Here is a 24,656-nt window from a genome sequence, read left to right on the forward strand (position 1 = left end):
GATCAAAGCCCCCGCAGGCGCGGATTGACCGCTTCTTCATAGGCGCGTCCGATGAAATAGACGGAACTGACCAACACCATGATCGCGGCCCCCGGAGGGATCACCCACCATGGGGCGCGGTACATCATCTGGCTGGCGAAGGCCTGATAGATCACCGATCCCCAGCTGACGACTTCGGGATCGCTGTAGCCCAGAAATCCGATGCTGGCCTCGGTGATGATGGCCCATGCCAGCGCAAAGGCGATGTTCACCAATGCCAATGGCAGGATGTTGGGGGCAATTTCGCGGTAAATGATGGTCCAATCACTGGCACCGGACACACGGGCGGCGGCAATAAACGGCATTTCCTTGAGCGACAGCACCTGCGCCCGGATCACCCGCGCGGTGGACCGCCACATCACAAGGGTCATGGCAAAGATAATGGTCCAGATGCTGCGCCCCGAGATTGAGAGCACCACAATGATGAAGGGCAAGAAGGGCAAGCCCAGAAACACGTCTGTTATGCGCATCAGGATGGCGTCGGTCTTGCCGCCGAAATAGCCGGAAATCAGTCCGACGTTGACGCCGATGACCACGACGCCCAGCGCTGTCAGCACTCCCACCAGCATCGCGGGCCTTGCGCCCCACAAGATCTGGCTGAACACATCCCGGCCCAGCGCCGTGGTGCCAAGCCAATGATCCAGCGATGGCGGGGCCAATCGCACCAGTTTGCCCGCCGCGTCATAGTTACGCTCCATCGGGTCAAAGGGCGCGATGAGCGGCCCAAAGATCGCCATCAGGGCGCAGAAAACAAAGATCCAGAAAGCGATCTTGCCAGACCAGGTCTGATGCACGGTGCGCAAGAAGTGCCGGGCAAAGGCCACCGGCCCTTTTTCAAAACGCGCCTCGCTGGCCGCCATCTGTGTCGCGGCGGTTTCGGCGGTGATCTCAGTCATAAACAATCCTCGGATCCAAAAGCCCATAAAGAAGATCGGCCGCAAAGGTGCCCAGCACCGTCAATACGGCAATCAGGAAGAAAGCGGCCTGCACCACCGGATAATCCGATGTCTCGACGCCCTGGATCATCAGCAATCCCAGCCCCGGCCATGAAAACACGGTTTCGATCACGACAGAGCCTGCGACAGCCCAGCCAAGGATCATCGGGATCGTGGTCGCCACTGGCAGCATGGAATTGCGCGCCGCGTGGTGAAAAAGGATGCGGCGTTCCTTCAGCCCCTTCATACGGGCCAGTTCGATAAAGTCCTCGCCGATCGTGCCCAGCATGCTGGAGCGCATCAGCAGCAGAGGGAAACAGATCTGATAGGCGGTGTTGACCATGAAGGGCAGTGCCAGATGGTGCAGGAAATCCTTGGAAAAATACATCGCCAGCGTCGGGTCCGGGAATGCACCGGGGGTGACGATATGGCCCGCTGGAAACCAGTCCAGCCATAGCGAGAACACCAAGATCGCCAGCATCGCGACCCAGAACACTGGTGCCGATTGAAAGGCCGTGGCCGCAAACACCACAGAGAACTCTGCCTTGCCGCCACGCCACCATGCCATCACCGCGCCGATGATCATGCCCAACCCATAGGCCGCTATGAGCGACGGCAGGATCAGCATGATGGTGTTCATCAGCCGTCCCTCGATCAATTCCGCAACCGACCTATTGGTCCGGAAAGACACACCAAAGTCGAACTGGGCGTAATTCTTGAGGTAGATCACGAATTGCTGGTGCAATGGTTTGTCGAGGCCGAATTGCTCCATCATGGCGGCTTGGGCCTTGGGATAAAGCGCGTCACTGATCACCATGGCCGTAGGATCACCCGGCATCAGCCGGAACAAAAAGAACATCAGCACCAGCATCGCCAGCAGGGTCAGCACCATATGGACCAGACGCGTGACAAGATACTTACCCATGGGCGGCGTCCTTCCCTGTGTTGGCCAGATGACAGGCCACCATCTGTTTGCCCGTTGAGGCCAATGGCGGCGCCTGTGTTGCGCAATCAGCAATCGCCACTGGGCAACGGTCGCGAAACAGGCAACCCTCCTGCGGCCGGATCGCATCGGGCAAAGCCCCTTCGATCTGCGCGGCAGGCCTCTCCGCCCCCGGCACATGGCTGGGTATCGAGGCTATCAGCGCCTTGGTGTAGGGATGGCTGGGGTTTCTCAGGATTTCCCGAACAGGGCCGATCTCGACAATCTTGCCCAGATACATGATCGCCACATCGTCACAGATCGTCGGAACGGTCGCCAGATCATGTGTGATGTAAACCAGCGACAGATCGCGTTCCCGCACCAACTGGCGTAGCAGGCGGATGATGTCCCATTTGATCGACACGTCCAGCATCGAGATGGGTTCATCCGCGACCAGAAACGCGGGGTCCAGAACAATCGCCCGTGCGATGCACAAGCGCTGCCGCTGCCCCCCGCTCAGAAGATGCGGATGTTTGCTGAGGAACAATTCGGGCGGGTTTAGTCCCACCTGTTCCATCGCTTTGAGAACAGCTGTGCGGATCTTGGCTGTATCGGTCTCCCCCTGGTAGACCAGCGGGCGCGAAACGATCTGAAACACATCATGGCTGGGGTTGATGGAGCCGTAAGGATCTTGAAACACCATCTGCATCTGCCGGTGAAAGGCATGGCGATCGCGGATGCGCATCTCACCCAGATCGTCCTTGTTTATGAGGATGCTGCCAGCTGTGGGGCTTTCCAGCCCCACAAGCATCTTGGCCGTGGTGGATTTGCCGCATCCGCTTTCGCCGACGATGCCCAGCACCTTGCCTGCATCGACCTTGAAACTGATCCCGTCCACAGCGCGGACCACCTTGTGCCGGTCCGCGGAAAAAAGAGACCTCAGCCCGGTCACCACCGGATAATGACGAACGAGATTGTTTGCTTCAATCATTGGGGTGACCTGTTGTCGATTGCGGGCTGAGGTATGGTTTAGTCTGTGCGGATCACTTGGGCGGAAAGTGCAGCCGTCCGTCGTCATCCCAGGTGAACCCGGCGTCCTTCAGCATCTGCCGGGCCAGATCGAGATCAAAGACCGGCGGCTTCAGTGCAGGATTGTGCCAATAGGCGTTGACCGGCACGATCGAACTGCCCGAGGCCGCCGCGAGACCACCAAAGATGTCATTGATGATCGCATCATAAGGCACGGCATGGGCCAAGGCGCGGCGCAGGTCCTTGTTCCAGAACACCGGCCCTGTAACCTTGTAGCGCACGGAGTTGTAGCCGTTCGACTTCGCCTCATAGAGCTTGATGTTGTCGAGACCGCGGTATTCATCAATGGTGATCGGAACAACCGGCTGGAAAGAGGCGTCAATCTCGCCCTTGCGCAGTGATTGCATCACCACCTCGGCAGAGCCGTAGACAATACTCAGGATATCAGACTGCGGTTCGCCATAGTGCTCCTTGCGCGCAGACAGGTACATCTCCTGCCCCTCCTTGCGGTATTTCACGGTGTAGGGGCCGCTGCCGATTGGGCGATCATTGGCAAAATCCTGTGGCTTTTCGATGCCCAGATCCTCTACCAGCGTGCCCCAGACATGCTGCGGCAAGACATAGACCTGCCCCAGCGTGTTCATCACGAAGGGCGCATAGGGTTGGTTGAGTGTGAAACGGACCGTGTCATCACCAACAACGTTCACCGAGGCCACTTTTTCAAGATATTTGGTGAAGTAAGCGGATTCCCACTTTTTCATATACTCAAAGGTGAATTTCACGTCCTCCGGTGTCACCGGCTGTCCGTCAGAGAACGTGTGACCTGTGCGCATTTTGACATCCACGGTCAGGTCATCGACCACCTCAATGGACTCCGCCAACCACATGCGTGGCGATCCATCGGGTGCAAGCACCACGAGCTTGTCATAGATCAGGGCCAGATTGGTCAGGTCTTCATTGGTGCTGGCCACCAGCGGGTTGAGCGTGGTGTAATCCACCGTCCAGCCGATGCGCACGGGACCACCATGTTTGGACTTCATCCGCATGATGTTGTCGTTGGCGCGGATGCCCTCGGGCGAGGCTTCAAAGCCGTCGATTTCCATGTTGTCGCTGTTGATCGCATGGGTGCTGATGGCATAGGTCACGATGGCCTCGGGCGGATCGTTGTACAGTTCCTCCTGCAAGGCATAGATCACTTCGCGGCGTTCTTCGGGGTCGTAGATGCCCAGCTGCTTTTCGCCCAGTTTGTCCACCATGGGGTTGCTGTATTCACCCACGTTCCAGTTGCCGGGGGCGGAATTTGCCGAGTTGAACTGAGAGTTGGTGAAAAAGTCCGGCTCAAGCCGCAGCGGATTGCCCGAGAGCGAGGACAAGACCGCGTCAAACTTATGCTCCTTGAACCACAAAGACAGCATCGGATTGGGGAAGGCGACGGGATTGATATTGACCTTAAGCCCCAGCTTCTCCCACTGCTCTGCCACGTAGTTTGAGCTTTCTGCGTAGTGCGAATATTTCGCGGCGGGCCAGGTCAGGAAATCAACCTCTGGCACAATCTCGCCGTCTTGGGCCATGGCGCTGATTGGCAAAGCCATCAGCGCAGAGGCGGCCATTAAATTCCGAAACATCATACATCCTCCCCGATGTGAAAGTCAGAAACAGGATCACCCCAATCACGACATTTGCCTTTGCAAAGCATATTTGCCCGAAAAACGGACCAAATTGCGGGTTTGGAGTTGCCCAATGTGAATTTGTTCCTCTAGTTTGGAGAAATGCCAAAACATGTAAAATGAAGATTTCGCCGCTCTATCAGTCCAAAATGGAATGACAACACACCCGATGTGAGGGACATCCGATGAGACGCACATTGCCGCCAACCAGTTCTTTGGCCTGCTTTGAATCGACCGTTCGCCTGGGCAGCGTCACCTTGGCCGCGGAGGAGCTGAACCTGACGCAAAGCGCTGTAAGCAAACGCCTTTCGGGGCTTGAAGATTTGTTGGGGCGTAAATTGTTCACCCGCGAGCAGCGACAGCTCACCCCGACACCGGCAGCGCGTGAATATGCCAAAGAAGTCAGCGAGATTATCAACCGATTGGAAATTTCAACCGCGCGGCTGATCTCTCAAGGCCGGCATGGCGGTGTGCTGACCGTTGCCATTCTGCCGACCTTTGGCACCAGATGGCTGGTGCCGCGCCTGAGTGAGTTTCTGTCAGAACACCCCTTGATTGAGCTGAACTTGATCTCGAAGATCAGCCCCTTTGATTTTGAAAACGAAGTCACGGATCTGGCCATCCACTTTGGCCTGCCTGAATGGGACAAGGCCCATTGTGAATACCTGATGGACGAGGCCGTCGTGGCCGTTTGCGCCCCTTCCGTGCTTGAACTGGACCAACCCATGATGCAGGCCAACGAGATAGCCTCACATACGTTGATCCAGCACACCACGCGCCCCTATCTTTGGAATGATTGGCTGAAAAGTTGCGGCACCCGGCCAGTGGGCGCAACAGTTGGCCCGCGGTTTGAATTCTACGCCCATGTGATCGAGGCCGCGCTGGCCGGCATCGGCGTTGCGGTTCTGCCAGAGTTCCTGATCCAGAACGAGTTGGAGCGCGGCATGCTCAGGCTCGCCCATGAGCATCGCTTGGTCTGCAAAGAACGGTATTATGCGGTGTATCCGGCAAAAAATTCGCACAATTCAAACGTTGTGGACTTTGTGAACTGGCTCAAGATCAAATGCGAGGAACAGACACAATTGTCGCAACGCGCAGAACTTTGAACCGCCCGGTCAGTGTGCTGGCCTGCGCCGGCCTTGCCCTTCCCTCTTTTGCGGTGCATCCCTTGATCATCACACAAGGCCGGAGACACAGTGGAAGCGGAATTTGCCATCATCGGAGGCGGGATTGTCGGGCTGTCGCTTGCCTTTGGCCTGCTCAAGCGTGGCAAATCGGTTTGCGTCTGGGATGAAGGTGACAGTGCCTTTCGCGCCTCTCGGGGCAATTTCGGGCTGGTCTGGGTGCAAAGCAAGGGATTGCACCAACCGGCCTATGCGCAATGGACAAGGGCCTCTGCCCGCGCCTACCGGAGCTTTGCCGATGAGATCGAAACTGTCTCTGGCCTGCCACTGAACCTGCAACAGGATGGCGGCTATATCATCCACATGAGCGAAGACAGCCTTGATGCCGACCGCAAGCTTTACGAAGGATTGCGCAACCGTCTGGGGGGCGATTATCCGTTCGAGGTGATGGGCCACAACGCGCTCAAGACAGAAGAGCCCAACATCGGACCCAAGGTGGCGGGCGCGCTCTATTGCCGTGAGGACGGGCATGTGAACCCTTTGCGGCTGTTGCGCGGGCTGACCATCGCGGTGCGCCAGTTGGGCGGCACGGTGCGGACCGGCCACAGGGTGACAGACGTCCAGCCGCAATCAGCGGGGTTCACCATGACCGACCAGAACAACACAACTATGGTTGCAGAAAAGGTTGTGCTGGCCGCCGGGTTGGGCGCGATGACGCTGGGGCCGCAGCTGGGGTTCACTGCCCCCATCCGGCCGCAGCAGGGGCAGATCATCATCACAGAAAAGCTGCCCAAACTGATGAACCGGCCCAATGTCGAGGTCCGGCAGGTCGACGAAGGCGGCATCCAGATCGGTGCCAGCAGCGCCGAGGTTGGTCTCAATGATCGCGAGGATGTGGCAACGGTGGCCGGACTGGCGGCGCATGCAGTGGATATGTTTCCCAAACTGGCCCACGCCAGAATGCTGCGCAGCTGGGCCGCGTTGCGGATCATGTCACCCGATGGACTGCCGATCTACCAGCGGTCGGTGCAGCATCCCGGCGCTTTTTTTGTGACCTGCCACAGCGGCATCACGCTGGCGGCGGCACATGCAGGGGTATTGGGCGATTGGTTGACCGACAGCGCGGAGCAGCCTGATCTGACAGCTTTTGGTGAGGACCGGTTTGATGTTTGAACGGATGGACAAGGGCCAGCGCGACAGCCTGCGCTTCACCTTCAACGGCGCAGAGGTCACTGGCCAATCCGGCGATACCATCGCCGCGGCATTGCTGGCAAAGGGCCATAGGGTGTTTCGCCAGACCCCGACAACCGCCGCGCCCCGCGGGCCTTTTTGCATGATGGGCAGTTGTTTTGAGTGTCTTGTGGTGGTGGATGGCGAAACGGTGCAAGCCTGCCAGACCGCAGCGCAGGACGGTCTGACCGTTACATCGCCGCCCGCTGTAAAGGACATCCCATGACCCGCTCCGACTTGATCGTCATCGGTGCAGGTCCAGCTGGCATGGCCGCCGCCATGCTGGCCGCGCAGCAGGGCATGTCTGTGCTGGTGCTGGATGAAAACCCCGCGCCGGGCGGCCAGATTTACCGCAATCTGGCAACATCCACGGCAACACAAAGGGCCGTTATGGGTCCGGACTATGCCGCAGGCCTGCCGCTGATTGATGGCTTGGCTGCGGCCCCCCTCACGGTGATCTCAAGCGCGGTGGTTTGGGATGTGGATCAAGATTGCACCGTCACCTATTCCAAAGACGACCAGGCCTATCGCGCCAAGGCAGATCACCTGCTGCTTTGCACGGGCGCGACGGAACGGCCTGTGCCGCTGCCCGGTTGGACCTTGCCAGGGGTGATGACTGCAGGCGCGGCGCAGATCTTGATGAAGACCAGCGGATTATTGTGCAAGGACGCCGTTCTGGCGGGGACCGGTCCACTGCTTTATCTGGTCGCAGTGCAGATGGTGCAGGCAGGCACGCCGCCCAAGGCGTTGGTCGAGACCCAGACACCCGTCCACTACCGCGCCGCGTTGCGCCATGCGGTCGGCGCGTTGCGCGGCTGGAAAACCTTGGCGAAAGGGGCGCGGATGCTGCGCGATCTGCGCCGCGCCGCTGTGCCGCGTTACACGGCTGCCAGCGATCTGGCCATCACGGGCGATACTGCCACCAGCGGGCTGCGGTTCACGGCTCAGGGTCAGGCACATCATCTGGAATGCACGACCGTGCTGTTGCATCAAGGGGTGGTGCCAAACACACAGATCACCCGCGCCTTGCGCCTGGATCATCGCTGGCACGCGGGGCAACGCTGTTTCCACCCGTCTGTTTCCGAATGGGGGCAAAGCAGCCATCCACAGATTTACATCGCCGGTGATGGCGCGGCAATCGGCGGGGCCAGAGCGGCAGAGCACGCCGGTCAATGCGCCGCTGCCGATATCTTGCGCAGCGCTGGCCGGATCACCACCGCCCAGCGTGATGGCCTCGCGGCCTCCGCCAAACGAAATCTCGCCCGCGAACGGGCGCTGCGCCCGTTTCTGGATGCGCTTTATGCCCCGCCCGCAGCGATTTTGTGCCCCCCCGATGCCGTGACCGTCTGCCGCTGCGAAGACGTGACCGCAGGTGACATTCGCGCCTATGCCCGCCTTGGCTGCAAAGGGCCAAGCCAGACCAAGGCCTTTGGCCGCGCGGGGATGGGCCCCTGTCAGGGGCGCTCTTGCGGACTGACGGTGACCGAACTATTGGCGCAAGCGACGGGGCAAAACCATCAAGACACCGGATATTTCCGGATCCGTGCCCCGCTGAAACCCGTCACATTGGGCGAAGTTGCCGCCCTGCACAGCCCCGCCCCATCACAGCCCGAAGGACAAGACCCATGATCACCCGCAGCCACACCGCACAGCGCATGAGCAAGATCACGATCCACAAGGAAACCGTCTATCTTTGCGGTCAGGTTGGCGGGGCCGAGGGCGATGTCACAGATCAGACCCGCGAATGCCTGCGCCGGATCGAAACGTTGCTGACCGAAGCCGGATCAAGCCCTGCGCATATCCTTCAAGCGGTGATCTGGCTGGCAGATATGTCGGACTTTGCGGCGATGAATGCGGTTTGGGACAGTTGGGTGCCCGAGGGCGCGGCCCCCGCCCGTGCCTGCGGCGAGGCAGCCTTGGCCCGGCCAGAGCTGAAGGTCGAGATCATTATCACAGCGGCATTGGCCTAGCGCCCGACACCTCGTCAACCCGCGTCGCCGTTGGGGATCAACACGCAAAGCTGCGCAATCCTGTCCTCAGTGGTTTGAAAGTCCTGTGCCGCATTGGCAATTCCCTGACTGGCCGAGAGCAACAGCGCAGCCAGTTCCTGGGGATTGCGGGAGACCTGCGCCAGGGCCTTTGCAATTGCGTTTTCGATAACACTGTCGGTTTCCACAAACTGAACCGACCGCAAACGGGTCTTGGCAGCAAAGAGCTCAGCGGCATGCGGCGATTGCCGCACCAGATCATGCACAATCCGGTGTTTGTCCGTCAGGGCCGCCCTCACCCGCTGTTGGACCGTCGCCGCGTCCGAGGCCAGCGCCGCCTCCACCGCATTGATCAAACGGAACGCCACATGATCGGCCACCGCGACAAAGACCGCATCCTTGTCAGGAAAATAGCTATAAAGTGTCGCCTTGGAGACCCCCGCCGCTTGCGCCAGTCCCTCCATCGAGGTGGCGCGAAAACCCGATTGCACAAATGCCTGTTGGGCCAATGAAACGATACGGTCACGGCGGCTGGACCGGAGGGGGCTGAGGGCATCTGTCATAAAGGCTGTTCCATTTTCAAAACTATACACTATGATCGTTATTCGTTCAATTCGTTTTGATTCTCCCTGTTCAAAAAATGGAACTGCGTCATGAAAATCATCAAGTGGGCCCTTCTCGCCCTTCTCGGAACAGTGATCGCCACCTTGCTGGCGATCAAGCTGATCTATGGGATGGGCAAGCCCTACCCTGATGTTTCGACGCCGCCTCTGCGCAGCGATGCGGCGCCCGCAATCACGCTGCCCTTGCCGCCGGGTATGGTCGCCGCAGGGCCGCAAGGGCGGATCTTTTTCACCTATCACCCGTTTCATCGCCCGCAAGACCATACAGAACATCTGATCTTTGAATGGACCCCTGGCGGCGCAGTGCCCCTGGCGCCTGAACTTGCCGCACAATTGCACGGTGTGTTCGGCATCACTGTGGACCGCCAAAACCGGCTTTGGGTCGTGCGCCCCGGCGCCATGGAAGGCCGCCCGACGCAGGTGTTGGCTATCGACATCGACAACGGCCAGATTGCCTTTGAACATACATTCCCCGATGGCATGGGCGGTTTTGCGCAGGATCTGCGGGTCTCGGCTGATGGCCGGTATGTCTATCTGGCCGACACCGGATTGCTGCGGTTCACCGATGCGGCGCTGCTGGTACTCGACACCCAAACCAAAGAGGTCCGCAAGGTGCTGGAGGGCCATGAAACGATCGCGCCGCAAAATTGGGTCATGCGGCGCACCGATGGCAGTGCCTATCGTCTGGGCTATGGTTTGGTCAGTTTTCAGGTGGGCGTGGACGGATTGGAGTTGTCCGAAGATGGCGATTGGCTAATCTATGCGGCGATGAGCCATGACAGTGTTTACCGTGTGCCAACCGCTCTTTTGACCAATTTCGACAGCCGCCCTGAAGACATCGAGAACGCCATCGAAAAACTCGGCCCTGCCCCGATGAGCGATGGCATCGCGCTGACCCCGGCGGGGGCTGTGATCCTGACGGATGTGGAAAATGGCGGACTGGCGGTCCTTGAGGATGGCAGATTGCAAACGCTTGTGGCCTTGGACGGCGTTGATTGGGCCGACAGCGTGACGGTGGCCCCGAATGGCGACATCTGGTTTACCGACAGCCGCTTGACCGATCTGCTTGATCCATTTGGCAATCCCGCCTCGGCCGAGGTCATGAAGCAATCGGCGCCCTATGCCATCTACCGCATTCCGGCGGGCAACACCGCAGAGTGACGACGGCCAGCGGGGAAACACCGCCGTCGTGACATCGGGGAACAAAACCGAGGTGACATTTGCAAAGAACGGACCGTGCCGCGAGCATAGCTTAACGGAACGTTTAACTTTGCAGGCGGCTCCGCCTATCGCTTGATTGCATCAACGCTCAGGCGGGGCTGCATTTCAAACAGGCACTGTCAAGGCGTTGCAGCTTTGCTCGCTCACCCAAAACTTGCCATTTGCAAAGTCCGGGCCGCGTTTCGTGTTGAAAAACGGGGCTTTCATCCCTTTCAGAAAGAAAAACATATCGCGAGTAAATTTTTTGATAACAATGTAAAACTTTATCACCTAACATGCGACTGACCACAAATGAGGGGGCGCCGCAATGTCCGACACCAAGATCAAGAATATGGAAGAGTTTGCCCAGATCAGCGGGCTGTCCCGACCAACGGTGTCCAAGTATTTTCACGACCCCAACAGCGTTCGGGCCAGCACCCGCCAGCGGATCGAGGAGGCGCTTGAGGCCCATGACTACCGGCCAAACATCTATGCGATGAACCAGAACCGCAAGTTGACCAAGAACATCGGTATCGTGGTGCCCTATCTGGCCGATCCGTTTTTTGCTGAGATCGCCCGAAACATCGAAACCCGCTGCATTGATGCTGGCTATTCCCCGACGCTGTTCAGTTCTCACGGTGATCCTGATCTCGAACGGCAAATCCTTGATAACCTGCGCCTTCTCAAACCCGCAGGCGTGCTGCTGGCCCCGCTTGGGCGCGCCTCGGACCGCAGCATTATCGAGGCCTTTTGCAATGAGGTGTTCACTGTTCTGTTCGACAGCAATCTTGACGGTCTGGGAGAGGCTTTTGTTGGATCTGACAACGCGAGCTTTGTCTCCCAGACCGTTGATTATCTTTGCAGAACAGGTGAACCGCCCTGTTTCTTCGAGATGCGCAATCCGGCCAACCCCAACGCGAACAAGCGCAGGGCCGCCTTTATCCAGAACATGGAAGCACGCGGGCATGAGCCGCATGTGATCCGTGTCGAAGGCACCGGCTGGCATTTCGAAGAAATTGGCAAGCAAGGCGGGCTGCGGGTGCTGGAGGACAACAGCCTGCCCAGCAGCACGATCCTGTGCAGCAATGATCGTTTGGCGATCGGCTTTCTTTCGGCCTGCTATGAAAAAGGCCTGCGGGTCGGGCGCGGCTCCGGCTGTGCGCTGCGCGTGGCCTCGCATGATGATCACCCGTTCTCGCGTTTCACCTGCCCCTCCCTCACCACGGCCGGGCACGATTACGACGGCGTGGCCAAGGGCAGCGTTGAGCGTCTCTTGAAGCTGATCGAAACCGGAGAGCGGTTTGCCGAACGCACCGATACCCTATGCGCCGCACAACTGGTGCTGAGGGCGTCGGCATAAATCATCATAAAATTTACGCGCGTAAATTTTTGATTGACGCCCGTCGCCTCTCTCGCTTAGTCTGCGGCCATATAACATCCAGCTTAGGGAGGATTCGGATGTCTTTGAGAAACGCATTTCGTGCGGCAACTGCGGTCACTTTGATCACCGCCGGTGGCGCATTCGCCGACACCATCACCATCGCAACAGTGAATAACGGCGACATGATCCGCATGCAGGGTCTGACCGATGACTTCACCGCCAAAACCGGCCACGAGGTAGAGTGGGTTACGCTGGAAGAAAACGTGCTGCGCCAGCGTGTGACAACCGATATCACCACCAAGGGTGGTTCCTTCGACATCATGACAATCGGCATGTACGAAACGCCGATCTGGGGCGCAAACGGCTGGCTGGTGCCACTGGACAATCTGTCTGAAGAATACGACGTCGATGACATCCTGCCAGCGATGGCCGGCGGTCTGAGCCATGATGGCACGCTGTATGCGGCACCGTTCTATGGCGAAAGTTCCATGATCATGTATCGCACCGACCTGATGGAAGCGGCTGGCTTGGAAATGCCAAAAGCCCCTACATGGGACTTTATCGCCGAGGCCGCAGCCGCGATGACCGACCGCGACAATGACATCAACGGCATCTGCCTGCGCGGCAAGGCCGGTTGGGGTGAAGGTGGGGCGTTCATCACCGCGATGTCCAATTCCTTTGGCGCACGCTGGTTCGACATGGACTGGAACGCCCAGTTCGACACGCAGCCATGGGCAGACACGCTCAACTTCTTCAAGAACATGATGGATGCCTCCGGCCCCGCCGGTTATGCAACCAACGGCTTCAACGAGAACCTGTCGCTGTTCAATCAGGGCAAATGCGGCATGTGGATCGACGCCACGGTCGCGGCCTCTTTCGTGACGGGCAAGGATTCCACCGTTGCAGATCACGTCGGCTTTGCGCTGGCACCGGACAACGGTCTGGGCAAACGCTCCAACTGGCTCTGGGCTTGGGCACTGGCCATTCCTGCCGGCACTCAGAAGCAGGACGCCGCACTGCAGTTCATCGAATGGGCCACCAGCAAAGACTACATCGAACTGGTCGCAGGCAAAGAAGGCTGGGCCAACGTTCCTCCGGGCGCACGTACTTCACTGTATGAAAACCCCAACTACCAGGCCGTGCCTTTCGCGCAGATGACGCTGGATTCTATCCTGTCAGCCGATCCTAACAACTCCACCGTTGAGCCAAGCCCATATGTGGGTGTGCAGTTCGCGGCGATCCCGGAGTTTGCAGGCATCGCAACAGACGTGAGCCAGGAGTTCTCAGCGGCCTATGCCGGTCAGCAGACCGTCGAAGAAGCGCTGGCCAAGGCCCAGGCCTTGACCAACGACGCCATGGAAGCGGCTGGCTATAAATAAGCCGCGCTGACACCCCGTAAGGGCGGCGGCCCGGTCGCCGCCCTTCACCCAGACGACCTTTTCATTCACTCTGATCTTATTCTGGCGGCAAGTCCGCCCCCGAGGAAGGTGTATCCAAAATGGCCACCAAAGCATCCAGATCCGCCGCCCGCGTAATGATGGCCCCTGCTGTGATCCTGCTTTTGGGCTGGATGTTGGTGCCCCTGACCATGACGCTTTGGTTCTCGTTCCGCAAATACCTGCCCCTGCGCGGCGGTGATCTGGGATGGGCCGGGTTTGACAATTACACCCGTTTCGTCAGTTCCAGCGCCTTTTGGCCCAGTGTACAGGCCACCCTCATCATCGTGGGTTCTGTTCTGGTGATCACCGTTTGCCTTGGCGTGTTGCTGGCGATGTTGCTGGACCAGCCGATGTGGGGGCAAGGCGTTGTCCGTATCCTCGTGATTGCACCGTTCTTCGTGATGCCCACTGTATCTGCGCTGGTGTGGAAGAACATCTTTATGGACCCCACCAACGGTCTGTTTGCGCATCTTTGGAAATTTTTCGGGGCCGATCCGGTCTCGTGGCTGTCGCAGGCCTCCCTGCCCTCGATCGTCCTGATCGTCAGCTGGCAATGGCTGCCTTTCGCGACGCTGATCCTGCTCACCGCGATTCAATCGCTGGACAGTGAACAGTTGGAAGCCGCCGAAATGGACGGCGCACCGCATCTCAAGCGGTTCTGGTTCATCATCCTGCCGCATCTGGCGCGTGCAATCACCATTGTCGTGCTGATCCAGACGATTTTCCTTCTGTCGATATTCGCCGAGATTTTTGTGACCACCGGCGGTGCCTTCGGATCAAAAACCCTGACCTACCTGATCTTCCAGCGGGTGCTGGAAAGCCAGAACGTTGGACTGGGATCGGCAGGCGGCGTCTATGCAATCATCCTGGCCAATATCGTCGCTATCTTCTTGATGCGGATTGTGGGGAAGAATCTCGATGCTTGATCCACACCGCACCCCCGCTCGTTACGGCACCTCGCCCCACAGCTTTTTCAACCAAAGGACTGTCTGATGGCCCGCTCTGTCACCTCACAACGCAAGGCAATCAACACTGCAGTGGCTTGGGCCGTTGGTTTGCTGATCTTCTTTCCGATCCTCTGGACCATCCTGACCAGCTTCAAAACCGAGGCGCAGGCGATCAACGACCCGCCGCTGTTCCTGTTCTTTGACTGGACGCTTGAGAATTACACGGTGGTGCAGGAACGCTCCAACTATATGCGGTTCTTGTGGAACTCTGTGTTCATCGCGGGCGGTTCCACCATTCTGGGCGTCATGATCGCCATTCCCGCCGCGTGGTCGATGGCCTTTGTGCCCTCCAAGCGGACCAAGGATATTCTGCTGTGGATGCTTTCCACCAAGATGTTGCCGGCGGTTGGGGTTTTGTATCCGATCTACCTGATCTTCATCCAGTTTGGCCTGCTCGACAGCCGTCTGGGTCTGGTGATCGTTCTGATGCTGATCAACCTGCCGATCATCGTCTGGATGCTTTACACCTATTTCCGCGAAATTCCGGGCGAGATCCTTGAGGCGGCCCGCATGGACGGTGCCACCCTGCGCGAAGAGATCCTCTATGTGCTGACGCCCATGGCCATCCCCGGCATTGCGTCAACCTTGCTGCTGAACTTCATTCTGGCCTGGAACGAGGCGTTCTGGACACTCAACCTGACCGCCGCGAAGGCCGCACCGCTGACCGCGTTTATCGCCAGCTACTCCAGCCCTGAAGGGCTCTTCTACGCCAAACTCTCCGCCGCATCGACAATGGCGATCGCACCCATCCTTGTTCTGGGCTGGTTTAGCCAAAAACAACTGGTGCGCGGTCTGACCTTCGGCGCCGTGAAATAAGACAGGAACCAAAGATTATGGGACGTATCACACTGGACAAAGTCACGAAAAGCTTTGGCGATGTCGAAGTTATTCCACCCTTGGACCTGACCATCGAAGACGGCGAGTTTACCGTTTTTGTCGGCCCGTCCGGTTGCGGCAAATCCACCTTGCTGCGACTGATCGCAGGCCTTGAGGATATCACCTCGGGGCAGATCCGGATTGACGGCACCGATGCCACCAACGTGCCGCCGTCCAAGCGCGGTCTTGCGATGGTGTTTCAGTCCTATGCGCTTTACCCACATATGTCGGTGCGCAAGAACATCGCCTTTCCGCTGCGCATGGCCAAGCTGGACAAGGCCGAACAGGACCGCCGCGTCGAACAGGCGGCAGCGGTTCTGAACCTCGCCGATTATCTGGATCGCAAGCCCGGCCAGTTGTCCGGCGGTCAGCGTCAGCGTGTTGCCATCGGCCGCGCCATTGTGCGCGAACCTTCGGCGTTTCTGTTTGATGAGCCTTTGTCCAACCTTGACGCGGCCCTTCGGGTCGGGATGCGCATGGAAATCTCCGAGCTGCACAAAAAACTTGCCACCACGATGGTCTACGTGACCCACGATCAGGTCGAAGCGATGACCATGGCGGACAAGATCGTGGTGCTGCGGGCGGGCCATATCGAACAGGTCGGCAGCCCGCTTGAGCTGTATCACAATCCCCGCAACCTCTTTGTGGCAGGCTTTATCGGCTCGCCCACCATGAACCTGATCAGCGGACCGGAGGCAGCCAAGCGTGATGCCACAACCATCGGTATTCGCCCCGAACATATCATGGTCTCCGACAAGGAAGGTGCTTGGAAAGGTGTTGTGGGCGTGTCCGAACATTTGGGCTCTGACACGTTCTTTCATATCCATGACACGGGTCTGGCCGAAACCATCACGGTGCGTGCGGGCGGCGAGGTCGGGTTTCGCCATGGGGATACCGTACATCTGACCCCGCGCGAAGATGTGATGCACCGCTTTGACGCGCAGGGGTTGCGCATCGCATGACACGGCTGGCCGGTAAGAACGCCCTGATCACGGGTGCGGCACGCGGGATCGGTCTGGCCCTTGCCAAGGCTTACGTGGCTGAAGGGGCGCGTGTGGCCATTGCGGACATCGACATTGACCGCGCCCAGACCGCCGCCACCGCATTGGGCGATGCGGCGCTTGCGGTACAGATGGATGTGACCGATCAGGCCAGCATCGAAAGCGCCGTGGCACAGGTCACCGATGACTTTGGGCAGATCGACATTCTGATCAACAACGCCGCGCTCTTTACCGCAGCACCCGTAGTCGAAATTGACCGCGCCGATTATGCGCGGGTTTTCGACATCAACGTGGGTGGCACGCTGTTTACGCTACAGGCCGTGGCCCGCCACATGATCGAATGTGGCACCAAGGGCCGGATCATCAACATGGCCAGTCAGGCCGGTCGCCGCGGAGAGCCATTGGTCGCAATCTACTGCGCAACCAAGGCTGCGGTGATCAGTCTGACGCAGTCGGCAGGGCTCGATCTGATCAAACACGGCATCAACGTCAATGCCATCGCTCCCGGTGTGGTGGACGGCGAACATTGGGACGGGGTCGATGCGTTCTTTGCCAAATACGAGGGCAAGGCACCGGGCCAGAAGAAACAAGAGGTCGCGGCAAGCGTGCCATACGGCCGGATGGGCCGCGCAGAGGATTTGACAGGTATGGCGGTCTTTTTGGCCAGTGACGAGGCGGAGTACGTGGTGGCGCAATGCTACAACGTCGATGGCGGTCAATGGATGAGCTGATGGCAGATGGTGCAAACGGCAATGGTCTGGTCCGGCTGAGCGATCAGACCCTCAGCGTGCTGCCCGGCGGCGTTGCGCGACCAACCTACAACCGCCAAGCCCTCACCGCAGGGATTGTGCATATCGGTCTGGGCAATTTCCACCGCGCCCATCAGGCGTGGTATCTGCATCGGTTGATGCAAATGGGCAAAGCGCAGGATTGGGCCATCATCGGCGCAGGTGTGCGGGCGGCCGACAGCGCCCAGCGCAGCCGCCTGTTGGGGCAGGATTGCCTGACCACGTTGATTGAACTGGACCCCGCGGGCATGTCCGCAGAAGTGTCGGGCGCGATGATAGAGTTTCTGCCTGTGGCCGCGGACAACGCGCCGTTGATCGCACAGATGGCCGATCCGGAAATCCGCATTGTGTCGCTCACCGTGACCGAGGGGGGCTATTATGTCGATCCGGCGTCTGGCGGCTTCGACGCGGGCCATGCCGACATCACACATGACGCCGCCCATCCCGGCAGCCCGCGCACCGCCTTTGGCGCGATCATCGCCGCGCTTGGCCTGCGCCGCGTCCAAGGGACCGGCCCCTTCACGGTGATGAGCTGCGACAATCTGCAAAGCAACGGCGATGTGCTGCGCCAGACGGTGCTGTCCCTGGCGCAGATGTCCGATCCGGCGCTGGCAGACTGGATCGCGGCAGAGTGCAGTTTCCCTAATTCTATGGTCGATTGCATCGTTCCGGCCACCGGCACAGCCGAACGGGCGCTGGCCAACCGTTTTGGCATAGACGATGCCGCGCCAGTGACCCATGAGAACTTTCGCCAATGGGTGATCGAGGATGATTTCTGCGCCGGGCGTCCGCCACTCGAAGAGGCCGGCGCGACCTTTTGCGACGACGTACACCAGTTTGAAGCGATGAAGCTGCGCATTCTTAATGGTGGGCATCAGATCATCGCCGCCGCAGGAGATCTGCTGGGCATCGAAACCATCGCCCAGACGATGGATCATTCGCTGATCCGTCAAACCCTGCGCAAGATCATTCAGCAAGAGATCGCGCCCCATGTGGCTGATGTGCCCGGCATGAGCCCCCTCGCCTATCTCGATCTGATCGAGCGCCGCTTTGCCAATCCCGAGATCCGCGACACCACGCGACGGGTGGCCTATGACGGGTCAAGCCGCCAGCCGGGGTTTATTCTGCCATCGGCACGCGACGGTCTGGCCGCAGGCACGCCGGTGTCCGGTCTGGCACTGGTTTCGGCCATCTGGGCGCGGTATTGCCTTGGAACCCGCGAGGATGGGACATCGATTGAAGCCAATGATCCCAATTGGCAGGCGCTGACCGAGCTGGCCAAGCAGGCGGCTGTCGAACCGGACCTTTGGTTGGCGCAAAGGCAGATCTATGGTGATCTGTCGTCAGCCACGGCTTTTGCAGCAGCCTTCTCCGGCTGGATGAAGCTGCTGCATTCAGACGGTGTTAAGGCAACCTTGACCCAATATCTGGACCTTTGAGCGATGATACTGTGTTGCGGCGAAGCCCTGATCGACATGATCCCGACACCCACCGCATCGGGCGGCATGGCCTACGCCCCGCATACGGGCGGCGCGATCTTTAACACCGCTATCGCACTGGGCCGCCTTGGCGCGGATGCAGCACTGCTCAGCGGGGTGTCCACTGACGGATTTGGTGAGATGTTGGTTGCCTCGCTGCGGGCCAATAACGTCAAGACGGATCACCTGATCCGCTCGGATCGACTGACCACTTTGGCGATTGTGCACCTGACAGAGGGCAAGGCGGTTTATTCCTTCTATGATGAGAACTCTGCCGGTTCCGCATTTGCAGCGGCGGACATGCCCGCCCTGCCGGACGATCTCACCGCCCTGTATTTTGGCGGGATCAGCTTGGTCGCGGAACCTGCGGCCACCGCCTATGAGGCGCTGATGGCGCAGGCGGCAGGCCGCAACACCATTGTGCTTGATCCCAATATACGTCCGGGGTTCATCACAGATGAACCGGCCTTTCGTGCGCGGCTGGCGCGAATGATCGCAAAAAGCGATATCGTCAAGGTGTCCGACGAAGATCTGGACTGGATCGACCAAGGTGGCGGATCGCTCACGGATCGCGCCCGCCGGTTGTGCGAGGCCGGACCGCAGTTTGTCGTGGTAACCAAAGGCGACAAGGGCGCTACTGTGGTGAGCCGCACCGCCCAGTTGGACAGCCCGGCATTATCCGCGCAAGTGGTCGACACCGTTGGTGCGGGCGATACCTTTAACGCCGGTTTGATGCTGGGTCTGGACCGTTTGGGCCTGTTGAACAAGGCCAGCCTGGCTGCAGCACAGGTTCCACAATTGCGCCCGGCCCTCACGTTGGGCGCACGGGCGGCGGCTGTGACGGTCTCGCGGGCCGGTGCAAATCCGCCTTGGGCATCGGAACTGGATCTTTCGGAATGACCCAGCCGCATGTCACGCAACTGGCAGGCCAAATCGCGGCGCTCAGTGATGGCAGGACACGCCGCATGATCGCAATCGCCGGTGCGCCGGGGTCAGGCAAATCCACCATCGTTGCGGAACTGGCCAAGCGGATACCGGGCAGTGCGATCGTTCCGATGGATGGGTTTCATCAGGACAATGACACCCTTTCGGCGCGCGGCCGCCTGCACCGGAAGGGGGCGCCAGACACCTTTGACACAGGCGCAATGCTGCGGGTGTTGCAAAAGGTCGCGCGTGGCGGCGCGGTGTCGGTGCCGGTTTTTAACCGCGGTGCCGATGCCGTGGTGCCAGATGGCGCGTTGATCCCGGCCACAGCCGATATCATCCTTGTGGAAGGCAATTATCTGTTGTTGGACACGCCCGGTTGGCGCGAGATGCACGAAATGTGGGATCTGACGGTGCTTTTGGATGTTCCGCCAGATGAATTGCGCAGGCGGCTGGTGCGCCGCTGGACAGACCATGACCTGCCCCCGCAACAGGCGCTAGATCGCGCCGCATCAAATGATCTGCCCAATGCTCAAACGGTCATGACGCAATCGATTGTTCCCGATATCCGCCTAAAATCGGCTTAAGGACGCATTTACGGCGATTGATTCGGCCCATTTGCGGATTCATCCGGTGATTGAATCGAAACAATTGCGAATATCTCTGATCATTGTTCCCCAAGGGCGCATGGCGTCCGCCTTATTTAGCCCTTGTTTGGCGGAGGGCACTTTTACAAACCTCAAACTAACGCATTGTTTTAAGTGTATTTAATTCAATATAGCGCTGTTCTCAGGCGTTGCCAGGTGGCCATTTTTACGGGCATTCTCTGCCTTGTTTAGGACCAAATAGAACTGTGAGACCACCCGATGCCTCTTTCAAACGCGGCGGGCGCAACACTATCCATTGTCGCTCATATTGATGACGATCTGCTGTTTCAGAACCCCGATATTCAGCACAGTATTTCTGCGGGTGGTGGGCATACGACAGTCTACCTGACAGCCGGTGATGCCGGTCAGGACGCCGCCTATTGGGAAGGGCGCGAAATGGGTGCGAAGGCGGCCTATGGCCATATGGCGGGCGCGGATGATTGGGTCGACACTCTCACAACCTTTCACAACGGCACCGATGATTTTGAAGTCCGCGCCTCCTATTTGGAAAGCGACCCTGACATCCGGCTCTATTTCCTGCGGCTGCCCGATGGCAATCCAAACGGGTCCGGCTATGCCAGCACGGACCAGCAAAGCCTTGAACAGCTCTGGGATGGCGATATTGCCTTGATTGACAGTGTGGATGGGGCCAATACCCTGTCTGCGGATGATGTCTCCGGTCTTCTGCTCGGGATCATGGAACATCATCAGCCGGATGCCATTCTCATTCAGGATCACAGCTCCGAACATGCGGGCGGCAACCATTCGGACCATGTGAATTCCTCGCAATTTGCCTATGAGGCACAGCAATTCTACAGCAGCGATCATGAGCTGATTTCCTATGTCGAATATGCCACTGCCGATCTGGGCGCGAACCTGTCGGATGAAGATGCGGCGCAAAACCTTGATACCTTTTACGAATACGCTGCCCATGACCCGCATGTCGCCAATGGCACGGACGCGGAGGGCAATCCGATCATTTCAGACACCTACCGCGCATGGACCGAAGCCAGCTATGAGGTCGGCAACCTGCCAGATCCCCATGCTCATCCCGAAAACTGGACGGATCAATTTGCCAGTGGCGCAGGCGGCTGGGACAATGGCGAACACATCCGCACATTGGCTGATGTGAACGGTGACGGTCTGGCCGATATCGTTGGTTTTGGCGACAGCAGCGTCGACATCGCCCAGTCGGACGGCACCCAGTTTGAGGCTGCAACCTCGGCGATCAATGACTTTACCCAGAACGCAGGTGGCTGGCGCATCGATACCCATGACCGCACCATCGCCGATGTGAACGGCGACGGCATGGCTGACATTGTCGGCTTTGGCGGCAGCAACGTCATTGTGGCGTTGTCCGATGGAACCAATTTCGACGCCATCGAGCTGTGGTCAAACGGCTTTGACAGCGACGCCGGATGGGACAGCAGCCGACATGAGCGTGAGGTTGCGGATGTGGACGGCGACGGGCTGGCCGATGTGGTGGCCTTTGGCGAGAACCGCGTGACCGTGGCCTTGTCCAACGGAACGGAATTTGAGGCGGGCCAAGGATGGTCAACCGATTTTGGCTATAACGACGGCTGGCGCATGGATGCCCATGTGCGGGTGCTGGATGATGTGAACGGTGACGGGCTGGCCGATATTGTCGGATTTGGCAGTGATGGCGTATCGGTCGCCACCTCCAACGGCAATGGCTTTGACGAGACCGAGCTTTGGCTGGATGAGGCTGCGGCGGGCAGTGACTGGAACGCAGCGGATCACACCCGCACAGTTGCAGATGTTGATGGCGATGGGCGGGCCGATATCGTGTCATTCGGTGCGGATGGTGTCTATGTCGCAACCGCAACCGGCACCGGGTTTAACGAGGCAACGCTCTGGACCACGCTCATGGGCACATCCGATGGCTGGACCAATGCGGATGACGCACGCAGCGTCGGTGATGTGAATGGCGATGGCCTGGCAGATCTGGTCGGCTTTGGCGCAGAGGGGGTGCAGGTCGCCCTTTCTACAGGCACCGGATTTGAACAGGTTGATGGCGCGCCGCTGGTGCAGGATTTTGATACGGCAGCCTATGTTTCCGACAGCAACCCGCCGGAGGAAGAGCCTGACGCAGGCCAAGGCACCGAAGGGGACGACACTCTGGTTGGCACCACCGGCGATGACACGATCCTTGCCCTTGGCGGTGACGATTCCGTCGAAGGGGATACGGGCGACGATCTGATCGATGGCGGCGATGGCGCAGATACGCTGCGCGGAGGTCATGGGGCCGATACGATCAACGGCGGTGATGGCGATGACCAGATCGAGGGGCTTTATGGCGACGACGTGATCACCGCCGGTGCCGGCAACGATCACGTTTTTGCCCGCGACGAAGACGATATCGTCTATGGCAATGACGGAAATGACACATTGATCGGCGGGCGCGGCACCGACACGATATATGGCGGCGCAGGCGATGACCTGATTGCAGGCAGCCAGCTTGATGACGAAATCCACGGCGGCGACGGCAATGATCTGGTGTTTATCGGCACGCCTGAAGGCTCTGACCGGATTTTCCTGGATGATGGCAATGACATTCTCGACGGCGGCAGCGCCGGGTCCGGCTTTTATGCCGAGGGCGGCAATGGCAACGATCTGATGAACTCCGGCGTTGGCAATGACACCTTGCTGGGCGGCGCGGGCAATGACCAGATCAACAGCGGCGCTGGCGATGATCTGCTGTATGCAGGTGGCGGCAGCGATATTGTGACCGGCGGCGATGGCGATGACGTGTTCTTTTTGCAAGACCTTCCCGGCAGCGTGCGCATCACCGATTTTGGCGCCAATGGCGCGGCAGACCAGATCGACCTCTCCGAGATTGCAGGTTTTGATAGGGTAGAAGACCTTTCAACGGCCCTGTCTTGGGTGAATGGCGAAATGACCATAACCCTGCCCGTGACCGACGGTGTTTTGACAGTCACTGTTCTGTCCGATGCGCCGCTGAGCGCCGGTGATTTTGGTCTCGCCGGTGATCTGGTATTGCCCGAGGTCGTTGAAGACACCGTTGATGATGGCAGCGGCGATGACACTGTCGATGGCGGCAATGGTGATGACACCGTCAATGGCGGCAATGGAGATGATACCGTCGATGGCGGTACGGGCGATGGTCCCTACTATTCACTGGACGGGCCGGACGCAGGCCATTTTGACATTGATACCGTCACAGGCGAGGTCAGCAACAAGGATTGGTTCACACCGAACTACGCGCAGGTTTGGGACACCAATGGCGATCACATCTATGAAGCCTCAGTCGTGGAACATGATGCCACCGGAACCGAAATTGGCCGCAGCGATCTGCAATTGGTGGTGACCCCAACAGAGGCGATCTGGCGCGATGCGATTGATCTGTCGGGTGGTGACGACACGGTCGATGATGGCAATGGTGATGACACCGTCGATGGCGGCAATGGCGATGACACCGTCGATGGGGGCAATGGCGATGACACCGTCGATGGCGGCAATGGCGATGACACCGTCGATGGCGGCAATGGCGATGACACCGTCGATGGCGGCAGTGGCGGCGATCCGTTGGATGGCGGCACCGGCGCAGGCGAAACATACGTTTTGGCCGGCACGGATGCAGGACATTTCGACCTTGATCCGGACACCGGCGAAGTTACCAACAAGGATTGGTTCACGCCAAACTACGATCAGGTTTGGGATACCAATGGCGATCACATCTACGAGGTTTCCGTGCTTGGCCTGGACGCAAACGGCGAAGAGATCAGCGTCAGCCATTTTGAACTGGTTGTGACCCCGACAGACACGTTCTGGCAGGTTGGCGATGCGCCTGCGGGCGATGGCAGCGACACCGATCCGGGCGATGAACCGGGCACTGGCGATGACATCGATCCCGATGGCGGCACAGGCGGTGACACTGGTGGCGATACCGGCGGCGGCACGGATGAGGCTGTCTTGCGCTTTGCCCTCGAAGGGCCGGACGCGGGCCATTTCGATGTGGACAATGACACCGGCGAGATCAGCAACAAAAGCTGGTTCACCCCGTCATATGATCAACTGTGGGACACCAACGGCGACCACATCTATGACGTGTCGGTGGTGGAGTTTGACGAGGCGGGCGATGAGATCGGCCGCGATGCGCTGCAACTTGTGGTCACGCAAACCGATAGCTTCTGGCAAGATGCCCCTGCCTTGGCAACGGGACCAGAAGAGATGACAGGCGAAGAGATCATGGCGGCGCTCGCCCTGCCGGAAAGTGCCGATGACAGCCTGATTCCGCCGGATGATCCCGATGAAATGGAAGACCCGTTGCTGGGCTTCTAGGCTGGGGCGGTTGGCCGATTGCGCGCCGCGCCAGC

At 59.1% G+C, this 24,656-nt stretch carries 21 protein-coding genes; 16 read left to right on the top strand and 5 right to left on the bottom strand.

The annotated features are described in order from the left end of the window. Window positions 1-2: 2 nt before the first annotated feature. Genes K3754_RS11905 through K3754_RS11920 form a run of 4 tightly spaced genes read right to left on the bottom strand, consistent with a single transcriptional unit; the run spans window position 3 to window position 4,553 of the window. Window positions 3-935, bottom strand: coding sequence for an ABC transporter permease (locus K3754_RS11905; protein WP_259937543.1), 933 nt, complete (start codon window positions 933-935; stop codon window positions 3-5). Next, on the bottom strand, window positions 928-1,899 hold the full coding sequence (locus tag K3754_RS11910; protein WP_259937545.1) for an ABC transporter permease: 972 nt from the start codon (window positions 1,897-1,899) through the stop codon (window positions 928-930). Before K3754_RS11910 ends, K3754_RS11905 begins: the two co-directional genes overlap by 8 nt. Beyond that, window positions 1,892-2,887 carry an oligopeptide/dipeptide ABC transporter ATP-binding protein gene (locus K3754_RS11915; RefSeq protein ID WP_259937547.1) on the bottom strand — a complete coding sequence of 332 codons (996 nt, stop codon included), beginning with the start codon at window positions 2,885-2,887 and terminating at the stop codon, window positions 1,892-1,894. The genes K3754_RS11910 and K3754_RS11915 overlap by 8 nt, the downstream gene beginning before the upstream one ends. 52 nt (window positions 2,888-2,939) lie before the next feature. Then, complete coding sequence (locus K3754_RS11920) at window positions 2,940-4,553, bottom strand: ABC transporter substrate-binding protein (RefSeq protein WP_259937550.1); 1,614 nt, start codon at window positions 4,551-4,553, stop codon at window positions 2,940-2,942. Between the two features lie 224 nt (window positions 4,554-4,777). On the opposite strand from K3754_RS11920, the gene K3754_RS11925 reads away from it, so the two are divergent. The 5 genes from K3754_RS11925 (at window position 4,778) to K3754_RS11945 (ending at window position 8,916) form a co-directional block, all read left to right on the top strand. Next, entirely contained in the window at window positions 4,778-5,698 is a 921-nt protein-coding gene (locus tag K3754_RS11925; protein ID WP_259937552.1) for a LysR family transcriptional regulator, read from the top strand. Between the two features lie 90 nt (window positions 5,699-5,788). Further along, window positions 5,789-6,889, top strand: coding sequence for an FAD-binding oxidoreductase (locus K3754_RS11930; protein WP_259937555.1), 1,101 nt, complete (start codon window positions 5,789-5,791; stop codon window positions 6,887-6,889). Next, window positions 6,882-7,172, top strand: a complete 291-nt coding sequence (locus K3754_RS11935; protein WP_259937569.1) for a (2Fe-2S)-binding protein — start codon at window positions 6,882-6,884, stop codon at window positions 7,170-7,172. The genes K3754_RS11930 and K3754_RS11935 overlap by 8 nt, the downstream gene beginning before the upstream one ends. Further along, complete coding sequence (locus K3754_RS11940; protein WP_259937570.1) at window positions 7,169-8,575, top strand: NAD(P)/FAD-dependent oxidoreductase; 1,407 nt, start codon at window positions 7,169-7,171, stop codon at window positions 8,573-8,575. Before K3754_RS11935 ends, K3754_RS11940 begins: the two co-directional genes overlap by 4 nt. Beyond that, window positions 8,572-8,916, top strand: coding sequence for a RidA family protein (locus K3754_RS11945; protein ID WP_259937572.1), 345 nt, complete (start codon window positions 8,572-8,574; stop codon window positions 8,914-8,916). The genes K3754_RS11940 and K3754_RS11945 overlap by 4 nt, the downstream gene beginning before the upstream one ends. A 14-nt stretch (window positions 8,917-8,930) precedes the next feature. Here K3754_RS11945 and K3754_RS11950 read toward each other — a convergent pair whose 3' ends face one another. Then, window positions 8,931-9,497 carry a TetR/AcrR family transcriptional regulator gene (locus K3754_RS11950; protein ID WP_259937573.1) on the bottom strand — a complete coding sequence of 189 codons (567 nt, stop codon included), beginning with the start codon at window positions 9,495-9,497 and terminating at the stop codon, window positions 8,931-8,933. A gap of 90 nt (window positions 9,498-9,587) precedes the next feature. Here K3754_RS11950 and K3754_RS11955 point away from each other — a divergent pair, with 90 nt between their 5' ends. The 11 genes from K3754_RS11955 to K3754_RS12005 all read left to right on the top strand — a co-directional run bounded on the left by K3754_RS11955 (window position 9,588) and on the right by K3754_RS12005 (window position 24,621). Then, window positions 9,588-10,718, top strand: a complete 1,131-nt coding sequence (locus K3754_RS11955; protein WP_259937574.1) for an SMP-30/gluconolactonase/LRE family protein — start codon at window positions 9,588-9,590, stop codon at window positions 10,716-10,718. Between the two features lie 367 nt (window positions 10,719-11,085). Beyond that, window positions 11,086-12,117 (top strand): LacI family DNA-binding transcriptional regulator, encoded by a 1,032-nt coding sequence (locus K3754_RS11960; protein ID WP_203210853.1) that lies wholly within the window; start codon window positions 11,086-11,088, stop codon window positions 12,115-12,117. A 98-nt stretch (window positions 12,118-12,215) separates the two neighbouring features. Continuing rightward, window positions 12,216-13,517, top strand: a complete 1,302-nt coding sequence (locus tag K3754_RS11965; RefSeq protein ID WP_203210852.1) for a sugar ABC transporter substrate-binding protein — start codon at window positions 12,216-12,218, stop codon at window positions 13,515-13,517. Window positions 13,518-13,636: 119 nt separating this feature from the next. Continuing rightward, a complete protein-coding gene (locus K3754_RS11970; protein WP_203239444.1) occupies window positions 13,637-14,503 on the top strand; it encodes a carbohydrate ABC transporter permease in 867 nt (288 codons plus the stop codon). Between the two features lie 66 nt (window positions 14,504-14,569). Then, window positions 14,570-15,400, top strand: a complete 831-nt coding sequence (locus tag K3754_RS11975; RefSeq protein WP_025048451.1) for a carbohydrate ABC transporter permease — start codon at window positions 14,570-14,572, stop codon at window positions 15,398-15,400. A gap of 17 nt (window positions 15,401-15,417) precedes the next feature. Further along, entirely contained in the window at window positions 15,418-16,422 is a 1,005-nt protein-coding gene (locus K3754_RS11980; RefSeq protein ID WP_259937582.1) for an ABC transporter ATP-binding protein, read from the top strand. Beyond that, on the top strand, window positions 16,419-17,192 hold the full coding sequence (locus tag K3754_RS11985) for an L-iditol 2-dehydrogenase (protein WP_259937583.1): 774 nt from the start codon (window positions 16,419-16,421) through the stop codon (window positions 17,190-17,192). The genes K3754_RS11980 and K3754_RS11985 overlap by 4 nt, the downstream gene beginning before the upstream one ends. Further along, on the top strand, window positions 17,192-18,688 hold the full coding sequence (locus tag K3754_RS11990; protein WP_259937584.1) for a mannitol dehydrogenase family protein: 1,497 nt from the start codon (window positions 17,192-17,194) through the stop codon (window positions 18,686-18,688). Before K3754_RS11985 ends, K3754_RS11990 begins: the two co-directional genes overlap by 1 nt. Before the next feature lie 3 nt (window positions 18,689-18,691). After that, window positions 18,692-19,627, top strand: coding sequence for a carbohydrate kinase (locus tag K3754_RS11995; RefSeq protein WP_203210847.1), 936 nt, complete (start codon window positions 18,692-18,694; stop codon window positions 19,625-19,627). Continuing rightward, on the top strand, window positions 19,624-20,238 hold the full coding sequence (locus K3754_RS12000) for an AAA family ATPase (protein ID WP_259937586.1): 615 nt from the start codon (window positions 19,624-19,626) through the stop codon (window positions 20,236-20,238). Before K3754_RS11995 ends, K3754_RS12000 begins: the two co-directional genes overlap by 4 nt. Window positions 20,239-20,517: 279 nt before the next feature. Next, entirely contained in the window at window positions 20,518-24,621 is a 4,104-nt protein-coding gene (locus K3754_RS12005) for an FG-GAP-like repeat-containing protein (RefSeq protein WP_259937587.1), read from the top strand. Window positions 24,622-24,656 lie beyond the last annotated feature (35 nt).

The organism is Sulfitobacter sp. M368 (assembly GCF_025141875.1).
GTDB lineage: Bacteria > Pseudomonadota > Alphaproteobacteria > Rhodobacterales > Rhodobacteraceae > Sulfitobacter > Sulfitobacter mediterraneus_A.